The 26,035-nt window shown below is 72.5% G+C and carries 20 protein-coding genes; all 20 read left to right on the forward strand.

Annotated elements, in window-relative coordinates; genetic code table 11:
- Nucleotides 1–26: 26 nt before the first annotated feature.
- From QF030_RS07695 to QF030_RS07790, 20 genes are read left to right on the forward strand one after another with little or no spacing between them, the layout of a single operon-like run.
- On the forward strand, nucleotides 27–1,343 hold the full coding sequence (locus tag QF030_RS07695) for a nucleotide sugar dehydrogenase (RefSeq protein ID WP_307161905.1): 1,317 nt from the start codon (nucleotides 27–29) through the stop codon (nucleotides 1,341–1,343).
- The gene (locus QF030_RS07700; protein WP_307161906.1) at nucleotides 1,333–2,598 is read left to right on the forward strand and encodes a glycosyltransferase family 4 protein; all 1,266 of its coding nucleotides are present in this window, start codon (nucleotides 1,333–1,335) and stop codon (nucleotides 2,596–2,598) included. Before QF030_RS07695 ends, QF030_RS07700 begins: the two co-directional genes overlap by 11 nt.
- Nucleotides 2,595–3,959: a Wzz/FepE/Etk N-terminal domain-containing protein gene (locus QF030_RS07705; protein WP_307161907.1), complete on the forward strand. Its 1,365-nt coding sequence runs from the start codon at nucleotides 2,595–2,597 to the stop codon at nucleotides 3,957–3,959. The genes QF030_RS07700 and QF030_RS07705 overlap by 4 nt, the downstream gene beginning before the upstream one ends.
- The gene (locus QF030_RS07710) at nucleotides 3,956–5,476 is read left to right on the forward strand and encodes a Wzz/FepE/Etk N-terminal domain-containing protein (protein WP_307161908.1); all 1,521 of its coding nucleotides are present in this window, start codon (nucleotides 3,956–3,958) and stop codon (nucleotides 5,474–5,476) included. Before QF030_RS07705 ends, QF030_RS07710 begins: the two co-directional genes overlap by 4 nt.
- 3 nt (nucleotides 5,477–5,479) lie before the next feature.
- Nucleotides 5,480–7,414 carry an asparagine synthase (glutamine-hydrolyzing) gene (asnB, locus tag QF030_RS07715; protein ID WP_307161909.1) on the forward strand — a complete coding sequence of 645 codons (1,935 nt, stop codon included), beginning with the start codon at nucleotides 5,480–5,482 and terminating at the stop codon, nucleotides 7,412–7,414.
- A 15-nt stretch (nucleotides 7,415–7,429) separates the two neighbouring features.
- Nucleotides 7,430–9,625 (forward strand): bi-domain-containing oxidoreductase, encoded by a 2,196-nt coding sequence (locus QF030_RS07720; RefSeq protein ID WP_307161910.1) that lies wholly within the window; start codon nucleotides 7,430–7,432, stop codon nucleotides 9,623–9,625.
- The gene (locus tag QF030_RS07725; protein ID WP_307161911.1) at nucleotides 9,622–11,592 is read left to right on the forward strand and encodes an alginate lyase family protein; all 1,971 of its coding nucleotides are present in this window, start codon (nucleotides 9,622–9,624) and stop codon (nucleotides 11,590–11,592) included. Before QF030_RS07720 ends, QF030_RS07725 begins: the two co-directional genes overlap by 4 nt.
- Nucleotides 11,593–11,604: 12 nt before the next feature.
- Nucleotides 11,605–13,125, forward strand: a complete 1,521-nt coding sequence (locus tag QF030_RS07730; protein ID WP_307161912.1) for a right-handed parallel beta-helix repeat-containing protein — start codon at nucleotides 11,605–11,607, stop codon at nucleotides 13,123–13,125.
- Nucleotide 13,126: 1 nt separating this feature from the next.
- Nucleotides 13,127–14,359, forward strand: coding sequence for an O-antigen ligase domain-containing protein (locus QF030_RS07735; RefSeq protein WP_307161913.1), 1,233 nt, complete (start codon nucleotides 13,127–13,129; stop codon nucleotides 14,357–14,359).
- 2 nt (nucleotides 14,360–14,361) lie between these two features.
- Nucleotides 14,362–15,636 (forward strand): glycosyltransferase, encoded by a 1,275-nt coding sequence (locus QF030_RS07740; protein ID WP_307161914.1) that lies wholly within the window; start codon nucleotides 14,362–14,364, stop codon nucleotides 15,634–15,636.
- On the forward strand, nucleotides 15,633–16,868 hold the full coding sequence (locus QF030_RS07745) for a class I SAM-dependent methyltransferase (protein ID WP_307161915.1): 1,236 nt from the start codon (nucleotides 15,633–15,635) through the stop codon (nucleotides 16,866–16,868). Before QF030_RS07740 ends, QF030_RS07745 begins: the two co-directional genes overlap by 4 nt.
- The gene (locus tag QF030_RS07750; RefSeq protein WP_307161916.1) at nucleotides 16,865–17,692 is read left to right on the forward strand and encodes a glucose-1-phosphate cytidylyltransferase; all 828 of its coding nucleotides are present in this window, start codon (nucleotides 16,865–16,867) and stop codon (nucleotides 17,690–17,692) included. Before QF030_RS07745 ends, QF030_RS07750 begins: the two co-directional genes overlap by 4 nt.
- On the forward strand, nucleotides 17,689–18,336 hold the full coding sequence (locus QF030_RS07755) for a PIG-L deacetylase family protein (protein WP_307161917.1): 648 nt from the start codon (nucleotides 17,689–17,691) through the stop codon (nucleotides 18,334–18,336). Before QF030_RS07750 ends, QF030_RS07755 begins: the two co-directional genes overlap by 4 nt.
- Nucleotides 18,337–18,339: 3 nt before the next feature.
- A complete protein-coding gene (locus QF030_RS07760; protein ID WP_307161918.1) occupies nucleotides 18,340–19,365 on the forward strand; it encodes an NAD-dependent epimerase/dehydratase family protein in 1,026 nt (341 codons plus the stop codon).
- Entirely contained in the window at nucleotides 19,353–20,636 is a 1,284-nt protein-coding gene (locus QF030_RS07765; RefSeq protein ID WP_307161919.1) for a DUF4910 domain-containing protein, read from the forward strand. Before QF030_RS07760 ends, QF030_RS07765 begins: the two co-directional genes overlap by 13 nt.
- Nucleotides 20,637–20,641: 5 nt before the next feature.
- On the forward strand, nucleotides 20,642–21,931 hold the full coding sequence (locus QF030_RS07770) for a hypothetical protein (protein WP_307167501.1): 1,290 nt from the start codon (nucleotides 20,642–20,644) through the stop codon (nucleotides 21,929–21,931).
- Nucleotides 21,928–22,875 carry a glycosyltransferase family 2 protein gene (locus QF030_RS07775; protein ID WP_307161920.1) on the forward strand — a complete coding sequence of 316 codons (948 nt, stop codon included), beginning with the start codon at nucleotides 21,928–21,930 and terminating at the stop codon, nucleotides 22,873–22,875. Before QF030_RS07770 ends, QF030_RS07775 begins: the two co-directional genes overlap by 4 nt.
- On the forward strand, nucleotides 22,872–24,104 hold the full coding sequence (locus tag QF030_RS07780; RefSeq protein ID WP_307161921.1) for a polysaccharide pyruvyl transferase family protein: 1,233 nt from the start codon (nucleotides 22,872–22,874) through the stop codon (nucleotides 24,102–24,104). The genes QF030_RS07775 and QF030_RS07780 overlap by 4 nt, the downstream gene beginning before the upstream one ends.
- An 11-nt stretch (nucleotides 24,105–24,115) precedes the next feature.
- Nucleotides 24,116–24,667, forward strand: a complete 552-nt coding sequence (gene rfbC, locus QF030_RS07785) for a dTDP-4-dehydrorhamnose 3,5-epimerase (RefSeq protein WP_307167502.1) — start codon at nucleotides 24,116–24,118, stop codon at nucleotides 24,665–24,667.
- Nucleotides 24,668–24,674: 7 nt separating this feature from the next.
- Nucleotides 24,675–26,030: a glutamate-1-semialdehyde 2,1-aminomutase gene (locus QF030_RS07790; RefSeq protein WP_307161922.1), complete on the forward strand. Its 1,356-nt coding sequence runs from the start codon at nucleotides 24,675–24,677 to the stop codon at nucleotides 26,028–26,030.
- Nucleotides 26,031–26,035: the final 5 nt, after the last annotated feature.

The raw sequence follows: 26,035 nt of genomic DNA on the forward strand, positions 1-26,035 counted from the left end.
GGCCTGCCTGGGGGGAGGAACGTGTCATGAGGGTCAGCGTTTTCGGGCTCGGCTATGTGGGCTGCGTGTCGGCCGCGTGCCTGGCCAGCATGGGCCACGAGGTCATCGGGGTCGACGTCAACCAGGTGAAGGTCGACCTGGTCAACGACGGCAAGGCCCCGGTGGTCGAGGAGCGGATCGGCGAGCTCATCGCCGAGGTCGTGCGGAGCGGAGCATTACGCGCCACCCACGACGTCCGCGAGGCGATCACGGACAGTGAGGTGTCGCTGATCTGCGTGGGCACACCGTCGGAGCCCAACGGCAGCCTGTGCACCACGTACTTGGAGCGGGTCACCGAGCAGATCGGCGCGGCGCTGGCCGAGCGGGGCGGGCGGCACACCGTCGTGTTCCGCAGCACCATGCTCCCGGGCACCTGCCTGAACCTGCTGGTACCGATCCTGGAGAAGAACGTCGGCGGCACGGCCGGGGTGGACGTCGGGGTCGCGGTCAACCCGGAGTTCCTGCGCGAGGGTACGAGCGTGCGGGACTTCTTCGACCCGCCGAAGACCGTCATCGGCGAGCTCGACCCGGCGAGCGGCGACACGGTGGCGGCGCTCTACGACGGGTTGCCCGGCGAGGTGTTCCGGGTACCGGTCCCGACGGCCGAGGCGATCAAATACGCGGACAACGCGTTCCACGGCCTCAAGATCGGCTTCGCGAACGAGCTGGGCGCGGTGTGCCAGGCGCTCGGGGTGGACTCGCACCAGGTGATGGACGTGTTCCTGGCCGACCGCAAGCTGAACATCAGCGCCGCCTACCTGCGACCCGGCTTCGCCTTCGGCGGCTCCTGCCTGCCCAAGGACCTGCGCAGCCTGGTCCACGCCGCGCAGCGGGCCGACGTCTCGGTGCCCATCCTCTCCCATGTGCTGCCCTCCAACTCCGACCATCTGCAGCGTGCGGTGGAGCTGGTCGAACGCACCGGCAAGCGCCGGGCGGGCCTGTTCGGCCTGTCCTTCAAACCCGGCACCGACGACCTTCGCGAGAGCCCGCTCGTCGAGCTGGCGGAGAGGCTCTTCGGCAAGGGGTACGACCTGAAGATCTACGACGCCAACGTGAGCCTCTCCCGGCTGCTCGGCGCGAACCGCGAGTACATCGAGACCCGGCTGCCGCACCTCGCGCAGCTGCTCGCGGACTCCGTCGAGGAGGTGCTCGAGCACGCCGAGGTGTGCCTGGTCGGGACCAGGGACCCGGCCGTGCTGGCGGCGCTGCCCCATGGCGACGGCATGGTGATCGTCGACCTCATCCACCTCCCCGACGCCGACGCGCGCCGGGCCGAACCGGGGTACGTGGGCCTTGCCTGGTGAAAGAGGAAGCACCGACCGGCCGGACCGGCGCGCGCTGGTCCTGGTGGAGAACCTGTCGGTGCCGTTCGACCGGCGGGTGTGGCAGGAGTGCACGACGCTGCGCGACGCGGGCTGGACGGTGCACGTCATCTGTCCCCAGGGGAGCAAGCGGGACACGGAGCCGGAGGCGGAGATCGACGGGGTGCGGATCCACCGCTATCCGTTGCGCGCGGCCACCGGAGGGCCGGCCGGCTACCTGCGGGAGTACGGATCGGCGTTGTGGCACACGGTCCGGCTGGCCCGCAAGGTCGGCCCGGTCGACGTGGTGCACGCTTGCAACCCGCCCGACCTGCTGTTCCTGCCGGCACGGTGGCTGAAGCGGCGCGGCGCGCGGTTCGTCTTCGATCAGCACGACCTGGTACCCGAGCTGTACCTCTCCCGCTTCGACCGCGGCAAGGACCTCCTCTACCGCGCCGTGTGCGCGCTGGAACGGCTGACCTACCGGGCCGCGGACGTCGTGCTCGCCACGAACGAGAGCTACCGGGACGTCGCGGTGCGCCGTGGCGGCCGGCGGCCGGAGGACGTCTTCGTGGTGCGCAGCGCTCCCGACACGGACCGGTTCCACCCCGTACCGCCCGAGCCGGAGCTGAAGCGCGGCAAGCCGCATCTGCTGTGCTACCTCGGCGTCATGGGGCCGCAGGACGGCGTCGACTACGCCTTGCGGGCTCTCGCGAAGCTGCGCGACGAGTTCGGACGGACCGACTGGCACGCGGTGTTCGTCGGCGCCGGCGACACCTTCGACGCGATGGTGGAGCTGTCCGGGCGGCTCGGGCTCTCGGAGCAGGTGCAGTTCACCGGGCGCATTCCGGACGCCGACCTGGTGCGCTACCTGTCCACCGCGGACGTGTGCCTCTCCCCCGACCCCCGCAATCCGCTCAACGACGTGTCGACCATGAACAAGGTCCTGGAGTACATGGTGATGGGCCGGCCGATCGTCTCGTTCGACCTCCGGGAGGCGCGGGTCTCCGCCGGGGACGCCGCCGTCTACGCGCCCGCCAACGACGAGGCCGCGTTCGCCGGACTCGTCGCGCTGCTGCTGGACGATCCGGAGAAGCGGGCCCAGATGGGCAAGATCGGTCAGGAGCGGATCGGCGGGCCGCTGGCCTGGCGGAACTCGCAAGCGTCGCTGCTCGCCGCCTACGCCGCCGCCTGCCGGGACCACACTCCGGTGTCCGCGGACCACCCGGACCGGGCAGGGAAGAGGCCGCGCCGTTGAACGACGACACGATACGCCTGGTCACGATCGGGCGGATGATCCGCCGGCGCCGACGGCTTCTCGCCGTCCTCGCCGTGGTGGGCGCGCTCGTCGGCTACGGCGTCTCCTTGCTGGTTCCGCCGCGCTACACGACGTCGGCATCGGTCCTGCTGCCGGGGGCGTGGGAGGAGCGCGAGCTGGTGACCCAGGCGGAGATCGCGACCAGTTCGGTGGTGGTCGACCGTGCGGCCGCCGCGCTCGACTGGGCCGGCGTCAGCGGCGGTGAGCTGCGGGATCAGGTGAGCGCCAAGGCCGCCGACGGGAACATCATCAAGATCTCGGGCACGGCCGACAGCCCCGAGCGCGCCCAGCAGCTCTCCGACCAGGTGGCCCAGCAGTTCGTCACCTTCGCCGCGCAGATCACGGGCGACGGCACCGATCCCGAGGCGGCGGCGCCCGAGACCCTGCGGCAGATGGTGGTGCAGACCAGCCGCCGCATCACCGAGCTGGCCGACGCGGCCGGTCCGGGGCAGACCGTGGAGAGCGTGCAGACCCGCACCGAGCTGGCGAAGCTGCGCACCGCGCTGCAGGAGGCCGTCAACAAGCTGGACCAGGCCGACCCGGTGGCCAACCAGGTCAACATGGTCGTCATGGGGCCGGCGGCCCGGCCGGCCGGCGAGGCACCTCCGACGAGGACGCAGCTCATCGTCGCCGGGGCGCTGCTGTTCCTGCTGCTCGCGGTCATCGGCCATCTCACCGCCGCGCGGATGAGTCGCCGGCTGCGTACCGAGCCGGAGATCTCCGCGGCGCTGGGCTCGGAGCTGCTGGGCACCGTCGAGGTATCCGGCGAACAGCGCGCGCACCAGCCGGAGGACCGTGGCCCGCGGGCCCGGATCCGCCGGCTGCTGGCGGTCGACATCCGATGGGACCTGCCCGCCCCCCGGACGTCCGGCGACGACGCCGGCCGGACGATCCGCTACCGGCGGGTGTGCGCCCGCCTCCGGGACCGACTGCCCGATCACCGACGGCTGCTGGTCGTCGTACCGGACGGCGACGAGATCGCCCTCCGGGCCGCCGGGCAGCTCGTCGCCGAGGCCGGGAGCGATCCGCTGCTGCGCGTGGTGGAGGTTTCGGTGTCCCAGCCGATGGTGCCGGACCGCGACGACGAGTCCGGTGTCCTCGTCGTGCTCAGCGCGGGCAGCTGGACCGCAGGGGAACTGACCGGCATCGCAGAGGCGTGCGCGGACGCCGCGCACGAGGTCGTCGGGATCGTCCTCGCCGGCACGGTGTGGGCCCGGCCGGCGCGGTCCGCCGGCCGTCCCCGGGATGCCGCCACGCCGGCGCTCGCGGTGAGCGACAACGCCCCAGGAGGTTCAGCGTGACGACGAGTACGACGTCGGAGTCCTCGGGCGCCGCTCCGTTGCTGGACCTGCAGGCACTGGTGGTGGCGGTGCGCAGGCGTCGCCGCTTCTGGTGCTCCTTGGCGCTGCTGGGGCTGCTCGTCGGCGCGGCGGTGGCGGTCCTGCTGCCGCCACCGCCGACCGCGGTGACCAAGGTGCTGGTCGCGCATCAGGAGGACCAGCCGAACGACCCCGGAACGCTGATCCGCACCGACGTCGCGCTGCTGCACACCACGCGGATCGCCGGCAAGGCCCTGGAGTCCCTCGGGTCCCCGGAGAAGCCCGAGGACTTCATGCGGGACTACACGGGTATCGGCCTGACCAACAACCTGCTGCAGATCACGGTCACGGGCGACAGCGACACGGAAGCGGTGGCCCGCGCCAAGGCGCTGGCCGACGCGTTCGTCGCGGACCATGTGCGGCGGATACAGGCGGCCGCGAACGCGGAGGCCAAGGCCCTGCTCGACCAGCGTGACCGGATCCGGGACGAACTCGCCCAGGTCAACAAGGAGATAGGCGAGGCGTCGCCGGAGAGCGGGCCCAAGGCGGCGGCGAATCTGGAATCGCTGTTCGCCCGCCGGGCCGAACTCACCTCGCGGATCTCCGATTTCGACCAGCGCGCCGCGGAGGCGCGCATCGGCACTCCCCAACTCGTCGCCGGCACGCAGATCGTGGACGCCCCGCGCGCGGTACGGCAGTCCCTGCCCAGGACCGCTGCCACCGACGCCGCGATCGGGCTCGTCCTCGGGCTCGCCCTCGGGCTCGCGCTGGCCGCGGTCGGCACGGTGGTGGCGGACCGCCCCGTGCTGCGCCGGGAGATCGCGGCGAATCTCGGCGCCTCGGTCATCGCGGAGCTGCCCCGCCGGGCGGCCGGGCGTTGGCAGGGCCGGCGGACCCGGGCGGCACGCGAACGGCTCACCACGTCCCTGGCCCGCACCGTACGCGGCTCCGCGGAACCGGTGTCGCTGCTGGAACTGGGGTGCGCGCCCCATGCGAGCGGGATCGCCCTGGACCTCGCCCGGGCACTGGCGGCGGAGGAACCAGTGGTCGTCGTCGACGGTCTGCCCGGGCCGCAGCTCGCGAACCGCCGGCCGAAGCCGGGAGACCCGGCCGTGGTCAGCGGCGAGCGTGCCGCGGCCGAGCCGCCTCAGGAGCGCCGGCTCGGCGTCGGTTCGGTGGCGCCCGGCACGGCGTGGACCGACCTTCAGTACCTCGGCACGCGGACGGTGCTCGTCGTGCGGGCCGGGCACGGCAGCGCCGCATGGCTGCACACCGTGGCGCGCCAGCTCGCGGACCAGCGCATCGCCGTGATCGGTGTGGTGCTGATCGACCCCGATCCGCGTGACCGGACCGACGGCACGCTGTGGGACGGGCCGGACACCGCGCCACGCGCCCGGAACGAGCGGCCGGCCCGGCAGAACGGGACGGGCCGACGCCGGACGGAACGGCTGCCGATGTGGGCGGCACGGGTCCCGGACAGCAACGAGGAGACGCGGTAGGACATGTGTGGAATCGCAGGCACTTACCGATGGCCGGACGGCAAGGCCGTGACCGACCGGCTCACCGATGTCCTCGCCCACCGCGGTCCGGACGGGGCGGGCCGGTACAGCCACTCCACCGGTGACGGCGACGTGCACCTCGGGCACCGCCGGCTGGCCATCGTCGACCTGTCGGAGACCGGCGCCCAGCCGATGGTCTCGGACGGCCTCGTCCTGACGTACAACGGCGAGCTGTACAACGCGCCCGAACTCCGTGCCGAGCTGGCAGCGGCCGGAGTGCGCTTCCGCGGCACCTCCGACACCGAGGTGCTGCTGGAGGCCTGGCGGCGCTGGGGCACGGACTGCCTGCCGAGGCTGCGCGGCATGTTCGCGTTCGGGATCTTCGACGAGCGAACCGGTGAGCTGGTGCTCGCCCGCGACCAGCTCGGCATCAAGCCGCTGTTCCTGCTCCGGCGCGGCGAGGGTCTGGTGTTCGCCTCCGAGCTCAAGGCGCTCGCCGCCGTGACCGGCGGGTCGCTGCAAGTGGACCATGCGGCGCTGGTGGCCTCGCTGCTGTACTACTGGGTGCCGGACTCGCGGTGCGCGTTCCGCGAGGCGGAGAAACTGCCGCCGGGGAGCTGGCTGCGGTGCCGGCCCGACGGCCGGGTGGAGCGCGGCCGGTACTGGAATCTGCGGGACGTCGCCGCCGAGGGCCAGGAGCGGGCCCGGGACGGCGAGCGGCCCGACCTGGGCGCCATCGTCGAGGAGTCGACGCGGCGCCACCTGCTCTCCGACGTCCCCGTGGCGACCTTCCTCTCGGGCGGGCTGGACTCCAGCTACCTGACCGCGCTGGCGGCCCGTGACCGACCCGGGATCTCCGCCTACACGATCGGGTTCCGGGCAGAGGACGCCAAGTTCGAGGCGATGCCGGACGACCTGCGCTACGCGCGGCAGGTGGCCGAGCAGTTCGGCGTCGACCTGCACGAGATCGAGATCGCGCCGAACGTGCTCGATCTGCTGCCGCAGATGACGTACCACCTGGACGAGCCGATCGGCGACCCCGCCGCGATCAACACCTTCCTGATCTGTCAGGCCGCCCGGGAGGCCGGGGTGAAGGTGATGCTCTCGGGGATGGGCGCCGACGAGCTGTTCGCCGGTTACCGCAAGCACCTGGCCAACGTGATGGCGCTGCGATACCAGCGCATCCCGCGGCCCCTGCGGCGCGGCCTGTCCAGTGCCGTGGACCGGCTGCCGGTCGCCACGGCCCGCCGCGGGTACCGGTCGGTGCGCTTCGCGAAGCGGTTCCTCTCCTTCGCCGATCTGCCGGAGGAGACCGCGTTCCGGCGCAGCTACACCATGTACGACCGGGCCGAGCTGCTGGCCCTGATCGATCCGGACCTGGCCGGGACGGTCGAGGACGTGCTGACCGAGCATGCGGACACCTACGAGGACAACGACCTCGACGACTTCGTCAACCGCATGTGCCTGGGCGACGCCCGGATGTTCCTGCCGGGCCTGAACCTCGCTTACACGGACCGGTCGAGCATGGCCGCGTCGACCGAGGTGCGGGTGCCGTATGTGGACGTCGAGGTGGTCAAGGCGGCGTTCGCGGTGCCCGGCGACCGCAAGATCGTCGGACGTCAGGGCAAGGCCGTCCTCAAGGAAGCGGCCGGCTCGGTCCTGCCCCGGGAGATCGTGTACCGGCCCAAGGGCCTGTTCAGCGCCCCGCTGCGCGCCTGGATGAGCCGGGATCTGGCGCCGCTGGTGCGCGAGGTCGTCCACGACGGCGTGCTCGTCCGTTCCGGGTTCCTGCGCCGCGACGCGCTGGCGCGGCTCGTCGCCGAGGACGCCGCCGGACACCGGGACTTCTCCAAGCATCTGTGGCATGTGCTGACCCTCGAGTACTGGTACCGCGGCGCGACCTCCGCGACCGGCCAGGACTCTCCCTTCACGGCGTGAGACAAGAGGACTTCGGTGAAACAGGTAGTACAGAACTACAAGAGTGGCGAGCTGGCGCTGCTGGACGTGCCGGTGCCGGGGTGCAAGCCGGACGGTGTGCTGGTCCGGACCGCCTACTCGCTGATATCCACCGGGACCGAACTCATGAAGGTGTCCGAGGCCGGCATGTCGATGCTGGGCAAGGCCCGTTCCCGGCCGGACCAGGTGGCCAAGGTCATGCAGAGCGTGGCCACCAACGGGGTGCCCGCCACCTACCGCAAGGTGATGGGCAAGCTGGATTCCTACACGCCGCTGGGCTACTCGCTGTGCGGCGTGGTCGAGCAGGTCGGCGCCGGGATCGACGACGTGGCGGTCGGCGACCTCGTGGCGTGCGCCGGCAACGAGCACGCGCTGCATGCCGAGCTGAACTGGGTGCCCAAGAACCTCTACGCCCGGGTTCCGGACGGCCTCGCGCCCCGGCACGCGGCCTTCGGCACCGTCGGGTCGATCGCGATGCAGGGCGTGCGCCGCGGCGAGCCGCAACTCGGCGACGTGGCGCTGGTCATCGGCCTCGGGCTGATCGGACAGCTGGTGGTGCAGCTCCTTGCCGCCTCCGGGGTCCGCGTCGTCGGGGTCGACCCCGACCCGGCGCGCTGTGAGCTCGCCGCGCGCGTGGGTGCCGTGGCCTGCGGCGATCCCGCGTCCGCGGCCGTGGAAGCCGCCGTCGCCGAGCTCACCGACGGTCATGGCGTGGACCAGGTGTACCTGGCCGCCGGCGGCGGCAGCAACCAGCCCGTCGAGCTGGCCGCGCGGCTGAGCCGGGACCGCGGCACGGTCGTCGACATCGGCAAGTGCCGCCTGGACCTGCCGTGGAACGCGTACTACGAGAAGGAGCTCGACGTCCGGTTCTCGCGCTCGTACGGCCCCGGGCGCTACGACCCGGCGTACGAGCTCGAAGGACGGGACTACCCGATCGGCTACGTGCGCTGGACCGAGCGCCGCAACCTGGCGTGCTTCCTCGATCTCGTCGCCCGCGGCCGCGTCGACGTGGAGCCCCTGGTCTCCCACATCGCCGACTTCGACGACGCCGTCGAGACGTACCGGCGTCTCAAGGAAGGTGAGCTGAAGGCCGTGGCCGTGCTGTTCCGGTACCCCGAGCAGAAGGAGGAAGCGGGGGAAGCGGAGGCCCCGGCGGTGGTCGTGCCCGCGGTGCGACGCGGCGGCGGACCGTCCCTCACGGCCCGGTCCGCCACGGCACCGGTGCGGCTGGCGTTCGTCGGCGCGGGCAACTACGCGACGTCGATGCTGCTGCCGCACCTGGCGCACCGCGACGGCGTCGAGCTGTCCACGGTCGTCACCACGACGGCGCTGTCCGCGGCCAACGCGCAGCGGAAGTTCGGCTTCGCCGAGGCGACCACCGATCTCGACGCCGTGCTCGGCGACAAGTCCATCGACGCGGTGTTCGTCGTCACCCGGCACAGCTCGCACGCCGAACTGACCCGCAGGGCGCTGCTGGCCGGCAAGGCGGTGTTCGTGGAGAAGCCGTTGGCACTCACCGAGGACGAACTGGCCGGGGTGCTCGCGGCGGTCGAGGAATCCGGCAACGACCGGCTGCAGGTGGGCTTCAACCGTCGGTTCGCGCCGCTGTTGCAGGAGGCCAGAAAGCGGTTCGGCGCCCGGACCGGTCCGGCGAGTCTGCGCTACCTGGTCAACGCGGGCCGGCTGCAGCACGGCAGCTGGTACCTCCAGCAGGGCACCGAGGGCTCCCGCTTCGCCGGCGAGGGCGGGCACTTCATCGACACGGCGAGCTGGCTGCTGGAGGCCGACCCGGTGTCGGTGTACGCGGTCGCCGCGGCCGGCAACGAGGACCTGCAGGTCCTGCTGCACTACCCGGACGGATCCACCGCCGCCATCAGCTACGTCACCAGCGGCGCGCCCGGCTTCCCCAAGGAGACCCTGGACCTCGTCGCGGACGGCAAGGTGCTGCGGCTCGACGACTTCGTCCGTGCCGATGTTCACGACAGCCGCCGCAAGCGGTGGATCAGTTCACGGCTGCCCAAGGCGCGGGACAAGGGCCAGTCCGCCGAGCTGGCCGCGTTCGTCAGGGCCGTGCGGACCGGCGGGCCGATGCCGGTGCCGCTGGAGTCGCTGGTCGCCACCACGGCGGCCACCCTCGCCGTGCGGGCCGGCCTGGCCGGCGGTGCGCCGGTGACGTTGGCGAGCACGCGATGACCATGAGCGCGGGCTGGTACCTGCGGCGGCTGTCCCGGATGGGACCGCGGGAGGTCGGCGGCCGGGCGGGCGACGCGGTGCGCAGGCGCCGATGGCGGTCGGCACGGCCGGACTGCCCGACCGTGACCGGCGCCCGGTTCACCGCGGTGCTGCCCGCGGGGACGATCGCCGCGGTGCCGCCGGACGCCGCGAAACGTCTCATCGCCGACGCGGACCGGCTGATGGCGGGGCACGCCGAGTTCTTCGGGGTGGAGCGCGACGACCTGGTCGACCCCGACTGGTGGTACGACCCGAAGACCGGGCGCCGGGCTCCGTGGGGCTACGCCTTCGACGTGCCGTACCGGGACGAGGACGCCGTCGGGGACATCAAGCAGATCTGGGAGCCGTCGCGGCATCAGTACCTCACCGTGCTCGCCGCCGCCTACGCGGTCACCGGGAACGAGCGGTACGCCGAGCGAGTGGCCGAGCATCTGAGGTCGTGGTGGGCCTCCAACGCGCCGCTGCGCGGGGTGCACTGGACCAGCGGCATCGAGCTGGGGATCCGGTTGCTGTCCTGGGTGTGGATCCGCCGTCTGCTCGACGACTGGCCGGGCGCGGCCGGGCTGTTCGAGGACAACCCGGTGGCACGCGGGCAGATCTGGCACCACCAGCGCTGGCTGGCCGCCTTCCCCAGCCGTGGGTCCTCGGCGAACAACCACGTCATCGCCGAGGCCGCCGGGCAGTTCGCCGCAGCCTGCGCGTTCGGATGGTTCCCCGCCTCGGCGCGTTGGCGGGCCGACGCGCTGCGGTCGCTGGAACGGCATCTGCGAAGCAACACCTTCCCGTCCGGCCTCAACCGCGAGCTGGCGACCGAATATCACGGACTGGTGCTCGAGCTCGGCCTGGCCGCGGTGGCCGAGGCGGACGCCGCCGGCGTGCCCGTCCCCTCGTCGGTCCGACTGGTGCTGCTGCGGATGACCGACGCGCTCGCGGCCGTCGTGGACAGCCGGCTGCGGCCGCCGCGCCAGGGGGACGCGGACGACGGGCACGGTCTGGTCGTGGACGGCGCGGGCACCGACCGCTGGGCCTCGCTGCTGGCCACCGGGGACGCCGTGTTCGGCCGGCTCGCCTGGTGGCCGACGGTGACCGGCACCGATGTGCGCACCCCGCTGCTGGCCGCGCTCATCCGGCCGTACCCGGACCAGGGGACCGGACCGGCCGTGTCCCGCCCGACGAGCCGGCCGGCTCATTTCGCCGACGCGGGCATGACCATCCTGCGGGGGCCGGAGGGGATCTGGTGCCGCTGCGACGGCGGTCCGCACGGATTCCTGTCCATCGCCGCGCACGCCCACGCGGACGCGCTGTCCGTCGAGGTCCGGCACGACGGGGTCGACGTGCTCGCCGACCCGGGGACGTACTGCTACCACGGGCAGCCCGAGTGGCGGCAGTACTTCCGGTCGACGCTCGGCCACAACACGCTGCGGCTGGACGGCGGTGACCAGTCCGTCTCCGGCGGCCCCTTCCTGTGGACCCGGCAGGCCCGCAGTCGCGTCCTGGTCGCGGACACGTCCGGCACTTCCGACGGGGGGACGGCCCGCTGGTGCGCGGAGCACGACGGTTACCAGCGCTCCGTGCACCGCCGCCGGGTGGAGCTGACGGCCGCGAGCCAGGAGCTGAGGGTGGTCGACGAGGTGAGCGGCCCGCGCCGGGCCGTGCAGCTGGCGTTCCATCTCGGCCCGGCGATCGCCGCGGACCTGGTGGGGAACCGCGCGGTGCTCACCTGGACCCTGGACGGCGAGGACCGCTCAGCGGCGCTCGACCTGCCCGGGCAGCTCAGCTGGCGGGCGCATCGCGGCGAGAGCGACCCGCCGCTGGGCTGGTACTCCCCCGGCTTCGGGCGCAAGGAACCCGCCACGACGCTGGTCGGCACCGGCTTCGCCGACGACGGCGCGCAGGGGTTCACCACCGTACTCACGTTCCACGGCTAGGGGGGAGGACGCTTGCGGATCAAGTGGCGGCACCGGGCTTTCGGGGCGGCACCGCTGGTGCTGGCCCTGCTGGCGACGACCGGCTGCGAGAGCGCGCCGGCCGCGCGGCCGAAGCCGACCGCTGCGCCGTCCACGTCCGTGGCCCGGGTGTGCGCCGAGCCCGCGGCGGGGCCGGCGAAGGCGCCGGCGGGCGCGGTCACGGTCGACCCCGCCGTGGCCGGTGACCTGGCCGCGAAGACCAAGAGCAGCCCCGCGCACACCACCTTCTGGCTCCGACCGGGCACGCACCGGCTCGAGCCGGACCGCTACGCGCAGGTGATCCCCAAGGAGGGGGACAGCTACCTCGGCGCGCCGGGCGCGGTGCTCGACGGCCGGAAGACCAACCAGTACGCGTTCGGCGGCACGGCCCGCGACGTGACCATCCGCCACCTGACCGTGCAGGGTTTCGTCGCGCCGCACGACGAGGGCGTGGTCAACCACGACTCGGCCGACGGGTGGGTGATCGAGCACGCGACGATCCAGAACAACTCCGGCGCCGGGCTGATGGCCGGTGCCCGCCAGCAGGTCCGCGCCAGTTGCCTGCGCGGCAACGGTCAGTACGGCATGAACGCGTACAAGGGCAGCGGCCGGATCAGGGGCCTGGTGGTCGAGGGCAACGAGATCGTGGCCAACAACAGGGACGACTGGGAACGGCGGCGGCCCGGCTGCGGCTGCACCGGAGGCGTCAAGTTCTGGGCCGTCGACGGCGCCGACATACGCGGCAACTGGGTGCACGACAACCGCGGAGCCGGGTTGTGGGCCGACACGAACAACAACGACTTCCGCATCGAGGACAACCTGATCGAGGCCAACGACGGTGCCGCGCTGATCTACGAGACCAGCTACAACGCGGTCGTCCGGAGGAACACGATCCGGCGGAACAACTGGGTCGAGGGCCGCAGGTACGCCGACCGCGGCGACAACTTCCCGTTCGCGACGGTCTACCTGTCCGAGTCCGGCGGCGAACCACGGGTCCGGGCCCGCACGGACAAGATCGACATCTATCGGAACGTGCTGGAGAACAACTGGTCCGGCATCACCCTGTGGGAGAACGCCGACCGGTTCTGCAACAGCCCGGCCAACACCTCGTCCGGTGACTGCACGTTGCTGGTGCAGAACACCGGCCGCTGCGCACAGCCGGCGATCGCCTCCGCCCCGCTCTACGCCGACTGCCGGTGGAAGACACAGCGGGTGGACATCCACGACAACCGCTTCGTGCTGGACAAGTCCGTCGTCGACTGCACGGTGAAGTGCGACCGCATGGCGGTGCTGGCCAACTACGGCACCTACCCGGACTGGTCGCCGTACCAGGGCGAGCGGGTGGCCGAGGCGATCACCCGCGAGCAGCACAACCGCTGGCACGACAACGTCTACCTCGGGCCATGGAAATTCGTCGCCCACGACCCGAGCCGGATCCTCGACTCCGGGCAGTGGCAGGGCACGCCGTACCAGCAGGACGCGGGCAGCACCTTCCGTGCACGGGACGGTGGTTGAGATGCGCAAGGACCACACGTCGAAGCTCGTCGGGACGGTCTGGGGGCTGCTGATCCTCAACACGCTCGGCTCCGCCGGGGCGAAGACCATCATCCCGCTGCCCCGCTCCCTCATCCAGATGGTCACCATGGGCGCGCTGGTCGCCGCGTTCGCGCTGGCGCTCGCGGTCAATCTCCGGCTGCGCGTCCGAGCCAGTACCTACGTCTTCCTGCTCACCCTGCTGCTGGTGCCGAGCGTGATCTCCAGCGCGAACCTGGAGTCCGGGTTCGGCGCGCTGTTCCGCTGCGCCCGGCTGGCTCTCTTCGTCGGCACGCTGTGGCTGCTCAGCCGCTGGTGGGACGGCGGCCTGACGTTCGTCCGGCACCACATCCGGATGTACTTCGCGGTCCTGGGGTCGGTGGCGGCCGGCATGATCATCTCACCGGGCGCCGCCATGCCCGAGCTCTACGGGGGGCGGCTGGTCGGCGCGTTGTGGCCGCTCACCCCGCCGCAGATCGGACAGTACGCCGCGGTGATCATCGGGCTCACCGTGCTGCTCGTCCTGGGCCGCCGGACCGACAGGGGCAGCGCGGCGGCGGTCATCGTGCCGGCCCTCGTCCTGCTGGCGCTGACCCACACCCGGACGGCCACGCTCGGCCTGCTCGTCGGACTGGCCCTGGCGATCGGCTCGCTCATCCTGACCAGCGCCGCCGCCCGCCGGTTCTTCGTCCGGGCGGTGCTGTGCGCCACCGTGGCCGCGGTGGCGTTCGGCTCCGCGCTGCAGGCGTGGTTCCTGCGCGGACAGAGCCAGGAGAACTTCAGCAGCCTCACCGGCCGGGCCAAGGTCTGGCACGCCCTGCTGGCAGCTCCCCGCACGACCTCGGAGCACCTGTTCGGTGCGGGCCTGGGCGACAAGTCGTTCGGCGGGCTGCCGATCGACAACAGCTGGCTGGCCGTCTACCACGAGCAGGGCATGACCGGCGTCACCCTGGTGGCGGCGATCATCATCGTGCTGGGCGGCGTCGCGTTGCTGCGGCCGCCGTCGCTGTCGAGGGCCTGCGCGATCTTCCTGATCAGCTACTGCGCGATCGCGTCGTACACGGAGGCCGGGCTGGGCGACGCCTCGCCGTACCTGCTGCATCTGGCCGTGGCCGCCTCGCTGCTGGCGGCACCTGCCGCGGCCACTCCCCTCTCGACTCCCGAAGCCCCTCGACGAGGCATCCCGCAAGGGGCCCGAAGATCGGAGGTGACCTGAGCATGCACGTCCTCGTGGTGCACAACCGCTACTCCTCGGCGCAGCCGAGCGGAGAGAACAAGGTCGTCGACCAGGAAGTGGCGCTGCTGCGCGAAGCCGGTCACCGGGTCGAGGTGTTCGAGCGGCGCAGCGACGACATCGCCGCCCGGTCCCTGCTGGGCAAGGCCGCGATACCGCTGCTGGTGCCGTGGAACCCGGCGGTCCGCGCGGAGCTCGCCGCCCGGCTGCGCACCGAGCGGCCGGACGTGGTGCACGTCCACAACGTCTTCCCGCTCCTGTCGCCGGCGGTGCTGGCCGCCTGCGCCGACGCCGGGGTGCCCGTCGTGGCCACGCTGCACAACTACACCCAGATCTGCCCGCCCGGCACGCTGCAGCGGGACGGCCGGCCGTGCACCGAGTGCGTCGGGTCCGCGCCGCTGCCCGCCGTCCGGCACGGCTGCTACCGGAACTCCCGGCTGGCGACGGTGCCGCTCGCGGTCAGCCTGTCGGTCAACCGGCGGCGGTGGTGGTCCGGCGTGGAGCGGTTCTTCTGCATCTCCGCGGCGCAGCGCGACGTCCTGGTACGGGCCGGCATGCCACCCGAGCGGCTGGCGGTGAAGCACAACTTCGTGCCCGACCCGGGCGCCTGCCGAACGGGCGACGGCGAGCATCTGCTGTATCTCGGCCGGCTCGCGGAGGCCAAGGGCGTGCGGCTGCTGATGGCCGCGTGGGACGCGATCGCCGCCGACGGCGGTGTGGGCGTGCCGCTCGTGATCGCCGGCACCGGGCCACTGGAGCGGGAGGTGGCCGCCTGGGCGGCGGGCCGGGACGACGCGCGGTACGTCGGCCTGTACGACCTGGCGGAGTGCCGGCGGGCCATCGCGCGGTCGGTCGCCGTGGTGGCTCCCTCCACCTGGCTGGAGGCCTTCGGTCTGGTGGTCGTGGAGGCGATGGCGGCGGGGGTCCCCGTCGTCGCCGCCGGTCACGGCGCCTTCGTCGAACTCGTCGAGGACGGTGGGACCGGGCTGCTGCACCGGCCGGGGGAAACCGCCTCGCTCGCGTCCTGCATACGCCGGATCGCGGCCGAGCCGGACCGTAACCGGGAGATGGGGCAGGCGGCCCGGCGCCGTTACGAGCAGGACTTCAGCCCGGCCGTCGGGCTGGAGCGCCTGGTGGAGGGGTACCGCACCGCGCTCGCGGGTCGGTCCGGCGGCGGGGACAGCCCGCCGCCGGTAGGGGACGGAAGCACTGGCTCGCGGCGGGGGAACCCGCGCGAGCGGGATGGGGGCAGTAGATGACACGATGCCGACTCTGCGGCTCGGCGGCGCTGACAAGCGTCGTCGATCTCGGGGCGACTCCGCCGTGTGAGAGCTTTCTCGCCGCGGACCAACTGGATCTGCCGGAGCCGGCGTACCCGCTGCATCTGCGGGTCTGCACCGACTGCTGGCTCGCGCAGATCCCTCCGCTGATCACGCCGGAGGAGACCTTCACGCAGTACGCGTACTTCTCCTCCTACTCGACCTCCTGGGTGGAGCACGCGCGCGCCTTCGTCGCCGACGCCGTACGGCGGCTGGACCTCGGCGCCGACGCCTTCGTGGTCGAGGTCGCGAGCAACGACGGATACCTGCTGAGGCATGTGGTGGACCGCGGGATGCGCTGCCTCGGCATCGAGCCCTCGGTGAACGTCGGCGCCACGGCGCGGGACGCGGGTGTGCCCACGCTCACGGCGTTCCTGGACCCGGCCACCGGCTCGGACGTCCGCGCCGAGCACGGCCCTGCGGACCTGGTCGTGGCCAACAACGTGTACGCGCACATCCCGGACGTGGTCGGGTTCACCCGGGGGCTGCGCGCCCTGGTCGCCGACGACGGCTGGGTCTCCATCGAGGTGCAGCACCTGCTGACCCTGATCGAGGAGAACCAGTACGACACGATCTACCACGAGCACTTCCAGTACTACACGGTCGCGTCCGCGATCCGGGCGCTGGCGAGCGGCGGACTGGCGCTCGTGGACGTCGAGTTGCTGCCCACGCACGGCGGCTCCGTCCGGCTGTGGGCCCGCCCGGCCGAGGTGGCCGGCGAGCCGACCCGGCGGGTGACCGACGTGCTCGACCGGGAGAAGGCCGCCGGCCTCCAGGAGCTGTCCGGGTACACCGAGTTCTCGTCCCGGGTGGCCAAGGTGCGCCGGGACCTGCTGCGGTTCCTCGTCGAGGCGGCCGAGCGCGGCGAGACGGTCGTCGGCTACGGCGCCCCGGGCAAGGGCAACACCCTGCTCAACCACTGCGGCATCCGGCCCGACCTGCTCCCGTACACGGTCGACCGCAACCCCTACAAGCACGGCAGGTACACGCCGGGCACCCGCATCCCGATCCTGCCGCCCGAGCAGATCGCCGCCGACCGGCCTGACTACGTGCTCGTGCTGCCGTGGAACCTGCGGGCCGAGCTGGTCGAGCAGCTGTCGTTCGTGCACGCCTGGGGCGGCCGACTCGTCTTTCCCATACCGGAACTGAGCATTGTCGAGGTCAAGGCATGAAGGTCGTACTGTTCTGCGGCGGCTACGGGCTGCGCATGCGCAGCGGAGCCTCCGACGACGTGCCCAAGCCGATGGCGATGGTCGGCCCGCGACCGCTGATCTGGCACGTCATGCGCTACTACGCGTACTTCGGGCACACGGAGTTCATCCTGTGCCTCGGGTACGGGGCTCACCACATCAAGGACTTCTTCCTCAACTACGAGGAGACGACGTCCAACGACTTCGTGCTGCGGGGCGGACAGACCGAGCTGCTGTCCACCGACATCGCCTCCTGGACGATCACGTTCGCGCAGACCGGCATCGAGTCACCGATCGGGGAGCGGCTGCGCCGGGTGCGGCACCACCTGGACGGCGACGAGATGTTCCTCGCCAACTACGCCGACGTGCTCACCGACGCCCCGCTGCCCGAGATGATCGACCGGTTCGCCCGGCGCGACGCCGGTGCGTCGATGATGGTGGTGCCGCCGCAGTCCTCGTTCCACTGCGTGGACCTGGGTGACGACGGCCTGGTGGGGGGCATCACCGCGGTGAGCGACATGCCGCTGTGGGAGAACGGCGGCTACTTCGTGCTCCGCCAGGAGGTCTTCGACCACATCCCGGAGAACGGGGACCTGGTCGCCGACGGCTGTGCCCAACTGGCCAAGCGCGGCCGGTTGCTGGCGCACCAGCACCGCGGCTTCTGGAAGCCGACCGACACCGTGAAGGAGCGGGCCGCGCTCGACTACGCCTACGCCCGGGGTGACCGCCCGTGGGCGGTGTGGGAACGGGACGGTGCGGCGGTGAGCGCGTCCGGCGGCGGACAGGGCTCCGGAGCGAGGGCGTGATCCGGCTCGGGACCGGGCGCCTGGACCGGATCGTCGCCGTGGGCGCGCACTGCGACGACATCGCCATCGGCGCCGGCGGCACCCTGCTGACGCTGTGCCTGGCGCGGCCGGGCGTCCGGGTGGACGCGCTGGTGCTCTCCGGCGGTGGCGGCGAGCGGGAGCAGGAGGAGCTGGCCGCGCTCACCGCCTTCTGTCCGGGGGCGGATCTGCGGCTGACGGTGCACAAGCTGCCGGACGGCCGGTTCCCGGCGCACTGGGAGGAGGCCAAGGCCGCGGTCGAGGAACTGCGCGCGCAGACCGGGCCGGACCTGGTGCTGGCCCCGCGCACCGATGACGCGCACCAGGATCACCGCGGCCTGGCGAAGCTGATGACCACCGCGTTCCGCGACCACCTCGTGCTCGGCTACGAGATCGTCAAGTGGGACGGCGATCTCGGCCGGCCGGCGGCGTACCAGCCGCTGTCGCCGGAGATCGCCGAACGGAAGGTGCGGCTGCTGCAGGAGCACTACCCCTCGCAGCGGCACCGGCCCTGGTACGACCGGGAAGCCTTCCTCGGTCTGGCCCGGATCCGCGGGATCGAATGTCACGCGCGATACGCCGAGGCGTTCGCCGTCACCAAACTCACTCTCGACCTGGGGGAATGAACCTTGCGCGTACTGCTGACCGGACATCAGGGCTACCTGGGCACCGTGATGGCCCCCGTGCTCGCGGCCGCCGGGCACGAGGTCGTCGGTCTTGACGCCGGCCTGTTCGCCGACTGCGTGCTCGGCCCGACGCCCGCGGACCCGCGGGGGCATCGGGTCGACCTGCGCGACGTCACGGCCCAACACGTGGCCGGGGTCGACGCCGTGATCCACCTGGCCGCGCTGTCCAACGACCCGCTGGGATCGCTGGCGCCGGAGCTCACCTACGACATCAACCATCACGCGTCCGTGCGGCTGGCCCGGCTGGCCCGCGACGCCGGAGTGCAGCGCTTCCTGTACGCGTCGACCTGCTCCGTCTACGGCGCCGCCGGCGGAGACGACCTGGTGACGGAGGAGGCCCCGCTGCGGCCCGTGACACCGTACGCGGAGTCCAAGGTGCGGGTGGAGGACGATCTGCACGCGCTCTGCGACGGCGACTTCAGCCCGGTGTTCCTGCGCAACGCCACCGCCTTCGGCTTCTCGCCCCGGCTGCGCGCCGACATCGTGCTGAACAACCTGGTGGGCCACGCGCTCCTGTCCGGCGAGGTGCTGGTCCTCTCCGACGGCACCCCCTGGCGCCCGCTGGTGCACGCCGCCGACATCGCACGGGCCTTCGCGGCCGCGCTGACCGCGCCGCGGGAGGCCGTGCACGACCGGGCGTTCAACATCGGCAGCGAGATCAACAACGTCACGGTCGCCGAGATCGCCGAGCAGGTCGCCGAGGCGGTGACCGACTCGCGGGTGGTGATCACCGGGGAGAACGGTGCCGATCCCCGGTCGTACCGGGTGGACTTCTCCCGGTTCCGCGCCGCGATCCCCGGCTTCGACTGCGAGTGGACGGTGAAACAGGGCGCGCTCGAACTCGCCGACGCCTACCGGAAACACGGCCTGACCCGCGAGGGCTTCGAGCGCCGCTACACCCGGCTGGCCGTGCTGCGCGCGGCGTCCGACACCGGCGCCGTCGACGACACCCTGCGGTGGCGCCGATGACCACGGCCGGCGAGGAGATGTACGCGCTGGTGGAACGGTTGTACCCGCTGTGCCGGAGCATCACCGGCGACGGCGTGCGCGCCACCCTGGACATCGTCGGAGAGTACGTCCCGCTGCAGACGCACGAGGTGCCGACCGGGACTCAGGTGCTCGACTGGACGGTGCCGCAGGAGTGGAACATCCGCGGCGCCCACATCGCCGACTCCGCCGGCCGCCGGGTCGTCGACTTCGCCGCGTCCAGCCTGCACGTCCTCGGCTACAGCGTGCCGGTGTCGGCGACCCTGCCGCTGTCCGAACTCCGCGCGCACCTGCACACCCTGCCGGACCACCCGGCCTGGGTGCCGTACCGCACCAGCTACTACAAGCCGGAATGGGGCTTCTGCCTGGCCCAGGAGACCCTGGACGCGATGCCGGACGGCGAGTACGAGGTGCGCATCGACTCCACACTCGCCGACGGCCACCTGACGTACGCCGAGCACGTGGTCCCCGGGCAGGTCCCCGACGAGGTGATCGTCTCCAGCCACGTCTGCCACCCGTCGCTGGCCAACGACAACCTGGCCGGCATCGCGGTGGCGGTGTTCCTGGCCCGGGCGCTGGCGGAGCGGACGCCGTACTACACCTACCGCTTCATCTTCGCGCCCGGCACCATCGGGGCGATCACCTGGCTGGCCCGCAACGCGGCGCGGGTGGAACGGGTCAAGCACGGCCTGGTGCTGGCCTGCGCCGGGGACCCGGGCAGGCTGACGTACAAGCAGAGCAGGCGCGGCGACGCGGAGATCGACCGGGTGCTGCGGCATGTGCTGGCAGCCTCCGAACGCCCGCATCACATCACCGAGTTCACGCCGTACGGCTACGACGAGCGGCAGTTCTGCTCGCCCGGGTTCGATCTCGGCGTGGGTTCGCTCAGCCGGACCCCGTACTCCGGCTACCCCGAGTACCACACCTCTGCGGACAATCTGGACTTCGTCTCCCCGGAGGCGATGGCGGACACCCTTTCCGTCTGCCGCGAGGCGTTCGCCGTCCTCGACCGCAACCGGCACTACGTCAACCTCAGCCCCTACGGCGAGCCGCAGCTGGGCCGGCGGGGGTTGTACGACGCGCTGGGTGGCCGCAGCGACACCAAGCAGGCTCAGCTGGCCATGCTCTGGGTGCTCAACCTCTCCGACGGAGAGCACGCTCTGCTGGACGTCGCCGAGCGGTCCGGGCTGCCGTTCGACACCGTCGCCGCCGCGGCCGACGCCCTGCACGGCGCCGGGCTGATCAAGGCATGACGCCGATGACCACCGAGGAGGAGGCGACGAGGCCCGGGGCGGCGACCGCCAAGCGGGCCATGGTCGGCAGGCTGTCCTGGGGGCTGGCCGACCAGGCGGCCTCCAGCATGACCAACTTCGCGGTGGGGATCTACGTGGCCCGCTCGCTGGGCGTGACCGCGTTCGGCGTGTTCGGCCTGGCCTGGGTGACCTACGGCGTGGTGCTCAGCGTCTCCCGCGGGCTGGCCACCGACCCGCTCGTGGTGCGTTTCAGCGGCGTGCCGGACGCGTCCTGGCGCGGCGCGGTGGCCCGGTCGTCGGGTACCGCGCTCAGCGTCGGCACAGCCATCGGCGTGGCCTGTCTGGTGGTGGGCCTGGCTCTCGGCGGCAGCGTGGGGCGCGCGTTCGCCTGCCTCGGCGCCATGCTGCCGGGGCTGCTGCTGCAGGACGCCTGGCGGTACTCGTTCTTCGCCGCCGGCGACGGGCGGAAGGCGTTCGTCAACGACGTCGTGTGGGGCGTCGCGCTCGTCCCGGCCATGGTGGTGGCGGCCCGCGTGGGCAGCGTGGCCGCGTTCGTCCTCGCGTGGGGCGTGTCCGCCGCGGTGGCCGCGGTGTACGGCTGCCTCCAGTGCGGCATCCGGCCCCGGATGACCGGGGCGCGCGGGTGGCTGCGCGAGCAGCGCGATCTCAGCTACCGGTACCTGGTCGAGAACGTGGGCGTCAGCGGCGCGAGCCAGCTGCGGGCCTACGGGCTCGGCGCGATCGTCGGCGTCGGCGCGGTGGGCGCGATCCGGGGCGCGGAGCTGCTGCTCGGCCCGTTCCTCGCCGTGCTGATGGGTCTTTCACTGGTGACCGTCGCGGAGGCGGCCCGGGTGCTGCGACGGGCCCCGCATCGGCTGGCCCGGTTCTGCCTCCTGCTCGGTGCCGGGCAGGCCGTCGCCGCGCTGCTCTGGGGCGCGGCCCTGCTGCTGGTCCCGGACCGGCTCGGCGAGTTCGTGCTCGGCGGCGTCTGGAGCTCCGCCTCGGAACTCATCGTGCCGGCCGCGCTCGGCGTCGCGGGCGCCGGACTCGGCACCGGCGCGGCGGCCGGGCTGCGCGCACTCGGCGCGGCCCGGCGCAGCCTGCGCAGCCAGTTGTTCGCCTCCGCCTGCTATGTCGGCGGCGGGCTCGGCGGGGCGGCCGCGGCCGGCACGGTCGGCTCGGCCTGGGGCGTCGCCGCCGCCACCGTCTGCAGCTCGGCCGTGTGGTGGCTGCAGCTGCGGTCCGCCCTGCGCGAGCGCCACCGCAACCCCATCCCCGAAGTGAGGACCTCATGACCGCGCAACCCAGGCTGAGCATCGGCCTGCCCGTGTACAACGGCGAGGAGTACCTGGCCGAGTCGCTCGACGCCCTGCTCGGCCAGACCTACGAGGACTTCGAGCTGGTCGTCTCCGACAACGCCTCGACCGACGGGACCCAGGACATCTGCCGCCGGTACGCCGCGCGCGACTCGCGCATCCGGTACCTCCGGCTGCCCCGGAACATCGGCGCCGCGCCGAACCACAACCACGTCTTCACCGAGTGCCGCGGCGAGCTGTTCAAGTGGGCCTCGCACGACGACCTGTACGCCCGGGACCTGCTGCGGCGCTGCGTGCAGGCGCTGGACGAGCGGCCCGACGTGATCCTCGCGCACAGCGGCCAGGCGGTCATCGACGGCGACGGCCAGGTGAAGGTCCCGTACGAGTACGGGCTCGCCACCGACTCGCCGCATGCGCCGGAGCGCTTCCGCAGTCTGCTGTTCGAGCCCGGCGGCGACGACTTCTACGGGGTGATGCGGGCCGACGTGCTGCGCCGGGTGAAGCCGCACGACAGCTACCACCACGCGGACCGCACGTTCGTCGCCGAGATCACCCTGCACGGGCCCTTCCACCAGGTTCCGGAGCTGCTGTACTTCCGCCGCGACCACCCCACCCGCGCCGAGCGGGCGAACCCGGGCAAGCGCTCCCGGTGCGTCAACCTGGACCCGCGCCGGGCGGGCCCGCTCCACCCGACGCCCCGGCTGCTCGCCGAGTACGTCTGGGGCTTCGTGACGGCGATCCGGCGGGCGCCGCTGTCCCCGGCCGACCGGCGTGCGTGCTACCGCCACCTGGGCGCGTGGATGACCAGCCGGGTCCGGCCGGGAGCGGGCGAGCGGGTCGAGGACCGTGCCCCGGTCGACCCGGGCGGGCTCACCGTCTCCGTCGACGCGCTCGTCGCCGGCCGGGAAGGGAAGCAGGGATGACGACCGCGGACGAGGCCCCGGTGCGCGTCGGGGTGTTCGGCCTGCTCGGCTCCGGCAACCTCGGCAACGACGGGTCGCTCGAGGCCGTGCTCGGGTACCTCCGCGCCGAGCACCCGGAGGCGGTCGTGGACGCGCTGTGCGGTGGACCCGAGGTCGTCGCGGCCCGGTACGGGATCCCCGCGACACGGCTGCACTGGTACCGCGGCGAGTACCGGACCGCGTCGCGTGCGGGCGCGATCGCGGCGAAGGGTCTGGGCAAACTCGTCGACGCCGCGCGCACCGCCGCCTGGGTCCGCCGGCACGACGTGGTGATCGTGCCGGGCATGGGCGTCCTGGAGGCCACGCTGCCGTTGCGGCCGTGGGGCTTCCCGTACGCGCTGTTCCTGCTGTGCGCGACCGGCCGGCTGTTCGGCACCCGGGTCGCGCTGGTCGGCGTCGGCGCCGCCGAGATCCGCAACCGGTCGACCCGGGCCCTGGTGCGCCGGTCGGCGCGACTGGCCGCCTACCGGTCGTACCGGGACACCCTGTCCCGTGACGCGATGCGGGCGATGGGCGTGGACACCGCGCGCGACGAGGTCTACCCGGACCTCGCGTTCGCCCTGCCGACACCGCCGGCGAACGTGCCCTCGGGCCCACCGGGCCAGGTCTGCGTCGGCGTCATGGCCTTCCACGGCGGCGATGACGACCGCGCGCGGGCCGACGAGATCCACCGGCGCTACCTCGACGGGACGATCCGCTTCGTCAGCGCGCTGGTCGAGGACGGCCGGCCGGTCCGGCTGCTCACCGGCGACGACTGCGACGCGCCGGTGGTCGCCGCGATCCTCGACGCGGTGGACTCGCCGCTGGTCACCGCTGCCGAGGCGGCCTCGCTGGCCGATCTGATGAAGGAGACGGCCGCTGCCGACACCGTGGTGGCGACCCGGTACCACAACCTGATCTGCGCGCTGAAGTCCGGCACGCCGACGCTCGCCCTCAGCTACGCGGCGAAGAGCGACGCGCTGATGGCTCAGATGGGGCTGGCCGCGTACTGCCACCCGGCTCGCGAGGTCGACGCCGACCGGCTGCTCGAGCAGTTCCGGGCGCTGGAGCGGAGATCGGCGGAGCTGCGGCGGACCCTCACCGAGCGGAACCTGGTCGCCGCCCGGCGCCTCGAGCACCAGTTCACCGCCCTGACAGCGGCCCTGTTCCCGGCGACCGACCACACCCACGCCCTGCGGGAGGCTTCATGAACGCGCCCGGAATGAAAGCGACCGAGGTCCCGGCGATCGACGGCGCGTACCTGTTCGAGCCGACACCGTACGCCGACGAGCGCGGCTTCTTCTGCCGCACCTTCGACGCGGACGTGGTCCGCTCGGTGGGCCTGGACCCGGACGCCTTCGTCCAGGACAGCCTGTCCCGCTCGGTCCGGGGCGTGCTGCGCGGCCTGCACCTGCGCTCCGGCGCCGGTGAGGCCAAGCTGGTGCGGTGTTCGTACGGGAGGATCTTCGACGTCGTCGTGGACCTGCGGGCGGACTCGCCGACCTACCTCGACCGGGCGTTCTTCGAACTGTCCGACGAGACGCAGGCGACCCTGTACATCCCGGCGGGCTGCGCGCACGGCTTCCAGGCGCTGACCGCAACCGCCGACACCTCTTACCGGATCGACCGCCCGCACGATCCGGCCGAGGACGTGACGATCGCCTTCGACGATCCGGAGCTGGCCATTCCCTGGCCGCTGCCGGTCACATCGATGTCCCAGCGGGACCGGGAGGCGCCGAGCCTGGCCGAGGTCCTGAAGTCGAAGGAGAGTTGAGGTCGGCGTGGCCACCGAAGACACAGACACCGAAGACACAGACACCGAAGCGTTCCGACTGCCCCGGTCGCGGAGGGCGAACGAGCGGCTGCACGCCCTGATCCCCGGGGGTGCGCACACCTACGCCAAGGGCGACGACCAGTATCCCGAGAACCTGGCCCCGGTCATCAGCCACGGCCGCGGCGCCCACGTGTGGGACGTCGACGGCAATCGCTACATCGAGTACGGCTCCGGGCTGCGGTCGGTCAGCCTCGGCCACGCCCACCCACGCGTGATCGAGGCGGTGCGGCGAGAGATCGACCGGGGCGGCAACTTCGTGCGGCCGTCGATCATGGAGGTCGAGGCGGCGGAACGCTTCCTGGCCACGGTGCCGACCGCGGAGATGGTGAAGTTCGCGAAGAACGGCTCCGACGTCACGACCGCCGCGGTGCGCCTGGCCCGCGCCGTCACCGGGCGCCCGCGCGTGGCCATCTGCGGCGACCATCCGTTCTTCTCCGTCGACGACTGGTTCATCGGCACCACGCCGATGTCCGCGGGCATTCCGGCGGCGACCACCGAACTCACCGTGTCGTTCCCCTACGGGGACCTGGCCGCCACGGAGGAGCTGCTCACCCGGTACCGGGACGAGGTCGCCTGCCTGATCCTGGAACCCGCCGGCCACACCGAGCCACCGCCCGGTTACCTCGCCGGCCTGCGCGCGCTGGCCGACCGGCACGGCTGCGTACTCATCTTCGACGAGATGATCACCGGCCTCCGCTGGTCCGAGGCGGGCGCCCAGGGCCTGTACGGCGTCGTCCCGGACCTCTCCACGTTCGGCAAGGCGCTGGGCAACGGCTTCGCCGTCTCCGCGCTGGCCGGGCGCCGGGAGCTGATGGAGCGGGGCGGGCTGCGCCACCCCGGCGAGCGGGTGTTCCTGCTGTCCACCACGCACGGGGCGGAAACGCACTCCCTGGCAGCCGCGACGGCCGTGCAGACCACCTACGTCGAAGAGGGCGTCACCGCGCGGCTGCACGCCCTGGGCGAGCGGTTGGCCGCGGGGGTCCGCGACGCCGCGGCCGCCATGGGAGTCGGCGACCACGTCGTCGTCCGGGGCCGGGCGAGCAACCTCGTCTTCGCCACCCTCGACGAGAACCGGCAGCCGTCGCAGCGCTACCGCACGCTGTTCCTGCGCCGGCTCCTCGAGGGCGGGGTGCTGGCCCCGTCGTTCGTGGTCAGCAGCGCGCTCGACGACGCCGACATCGATCACACCGTCGATGTGGTGGCCCAGGCCTGCGCGGTGTACCGGAAGGCACTGGACGCCGCCGACCCCACCCCCTGGATGGGCGGGCGACCGGTGAAGCCCGTATTCCGGCGCCTGGCGTGACCTGA

The organism is Streptomyces rishiriensis (assembly GCF_030815485.1).
GTDB classification, from domain to species: Bacteria; Actinomycetota; Actinomycetes; order Streptomycetales; family Streptomycetaceae; genus Streptomyces; species Streptomyces rishiriensis_A.

What these genes read in the sequence shown, in the direction of transcription:
- QF030_RS07695 (WP_307161905.1), top strand. Translation starts at nt 27, where the DNA reads ATGAGGGTCAGCGTTTTCGGGCTCGGCTATGTGGGCTGCGTGTCGGCC.
- asnB (WP_307161909.1), top strand. Translation starts at nt 5,480, where the DNA reads ATGTGTGGAATCGCAGGCACTTACCGATGGCCGGACGGCAAGGCCGTG.
- QF030_RS07725 (WP_307161911.1), top strand. Translation starts at nt 9,622, where the DNA reads ATGACCATGAGCGCGGGCTGGTACCTGCGGCGGCTGTCCCGGATGGGA.
- QF030_RS07735 (WP_307161913.1), top strand. Translation starts at nt 13,127, where the DNA reads ATGCGCAAGGACCACACGTCGAAGCTCGTCGGGACGGTCTGGGGGCTG.
- QF030_RS07740 (WP_307161914.1), top strand. Translation starts at nt 14,362, where the DNA reads ATGCACGTCCTCGTGGTGCACAACCGCTACTCCTCGGCGCAGCCGAGC.
- QF030_RS07745 (WP_307161915.1), top strand. Translation starts at nt 15,633, where the DNA reads ATGACACGATGCCGACTCTGCGGCTCGGCGGCGCTGACAAGCGTCGTC.
- QF030_RS07750 (WP_307161916.1), top strand. Translation starts at nt 16,865, where the DNA reads ATGAAGGTCGTACTGTTCTGCGGCGGCTACGGGCTGCGCATGCGCAGC.
- QF030_RS07770 (WP_307167501.1), top strand. Translation starts at nt 20,642, where the DNA reads ATGACCACCGAGGAGGAGGCGACGAGGCCCGGGGCGGCGACCGCCAAG.
- QF030_RS07775 (WP_307161920.1), top strand. Translation starts at nt 21,928, where the DNA reads ATGACCGCGCAACCCAGGCTGAGCATCGGCCTGCCCGTGTACAACGGC.
- QF030_RS07780 (WP_307161921.1), top strand. Translation starts at nt 22,872, where the DNA reads ATGACGACCGCGGACGAGGCCCCGGTGCGCGTCGGGGTGTTCGGCCTG.
- rfbC (WP_307167502.1), top strand. Translation starts at nt 24,116, where the DNA reads ATGAAAGCGACCGAGGTCCCGGCGATCGACGGCGCGTACCTGTTCGAG.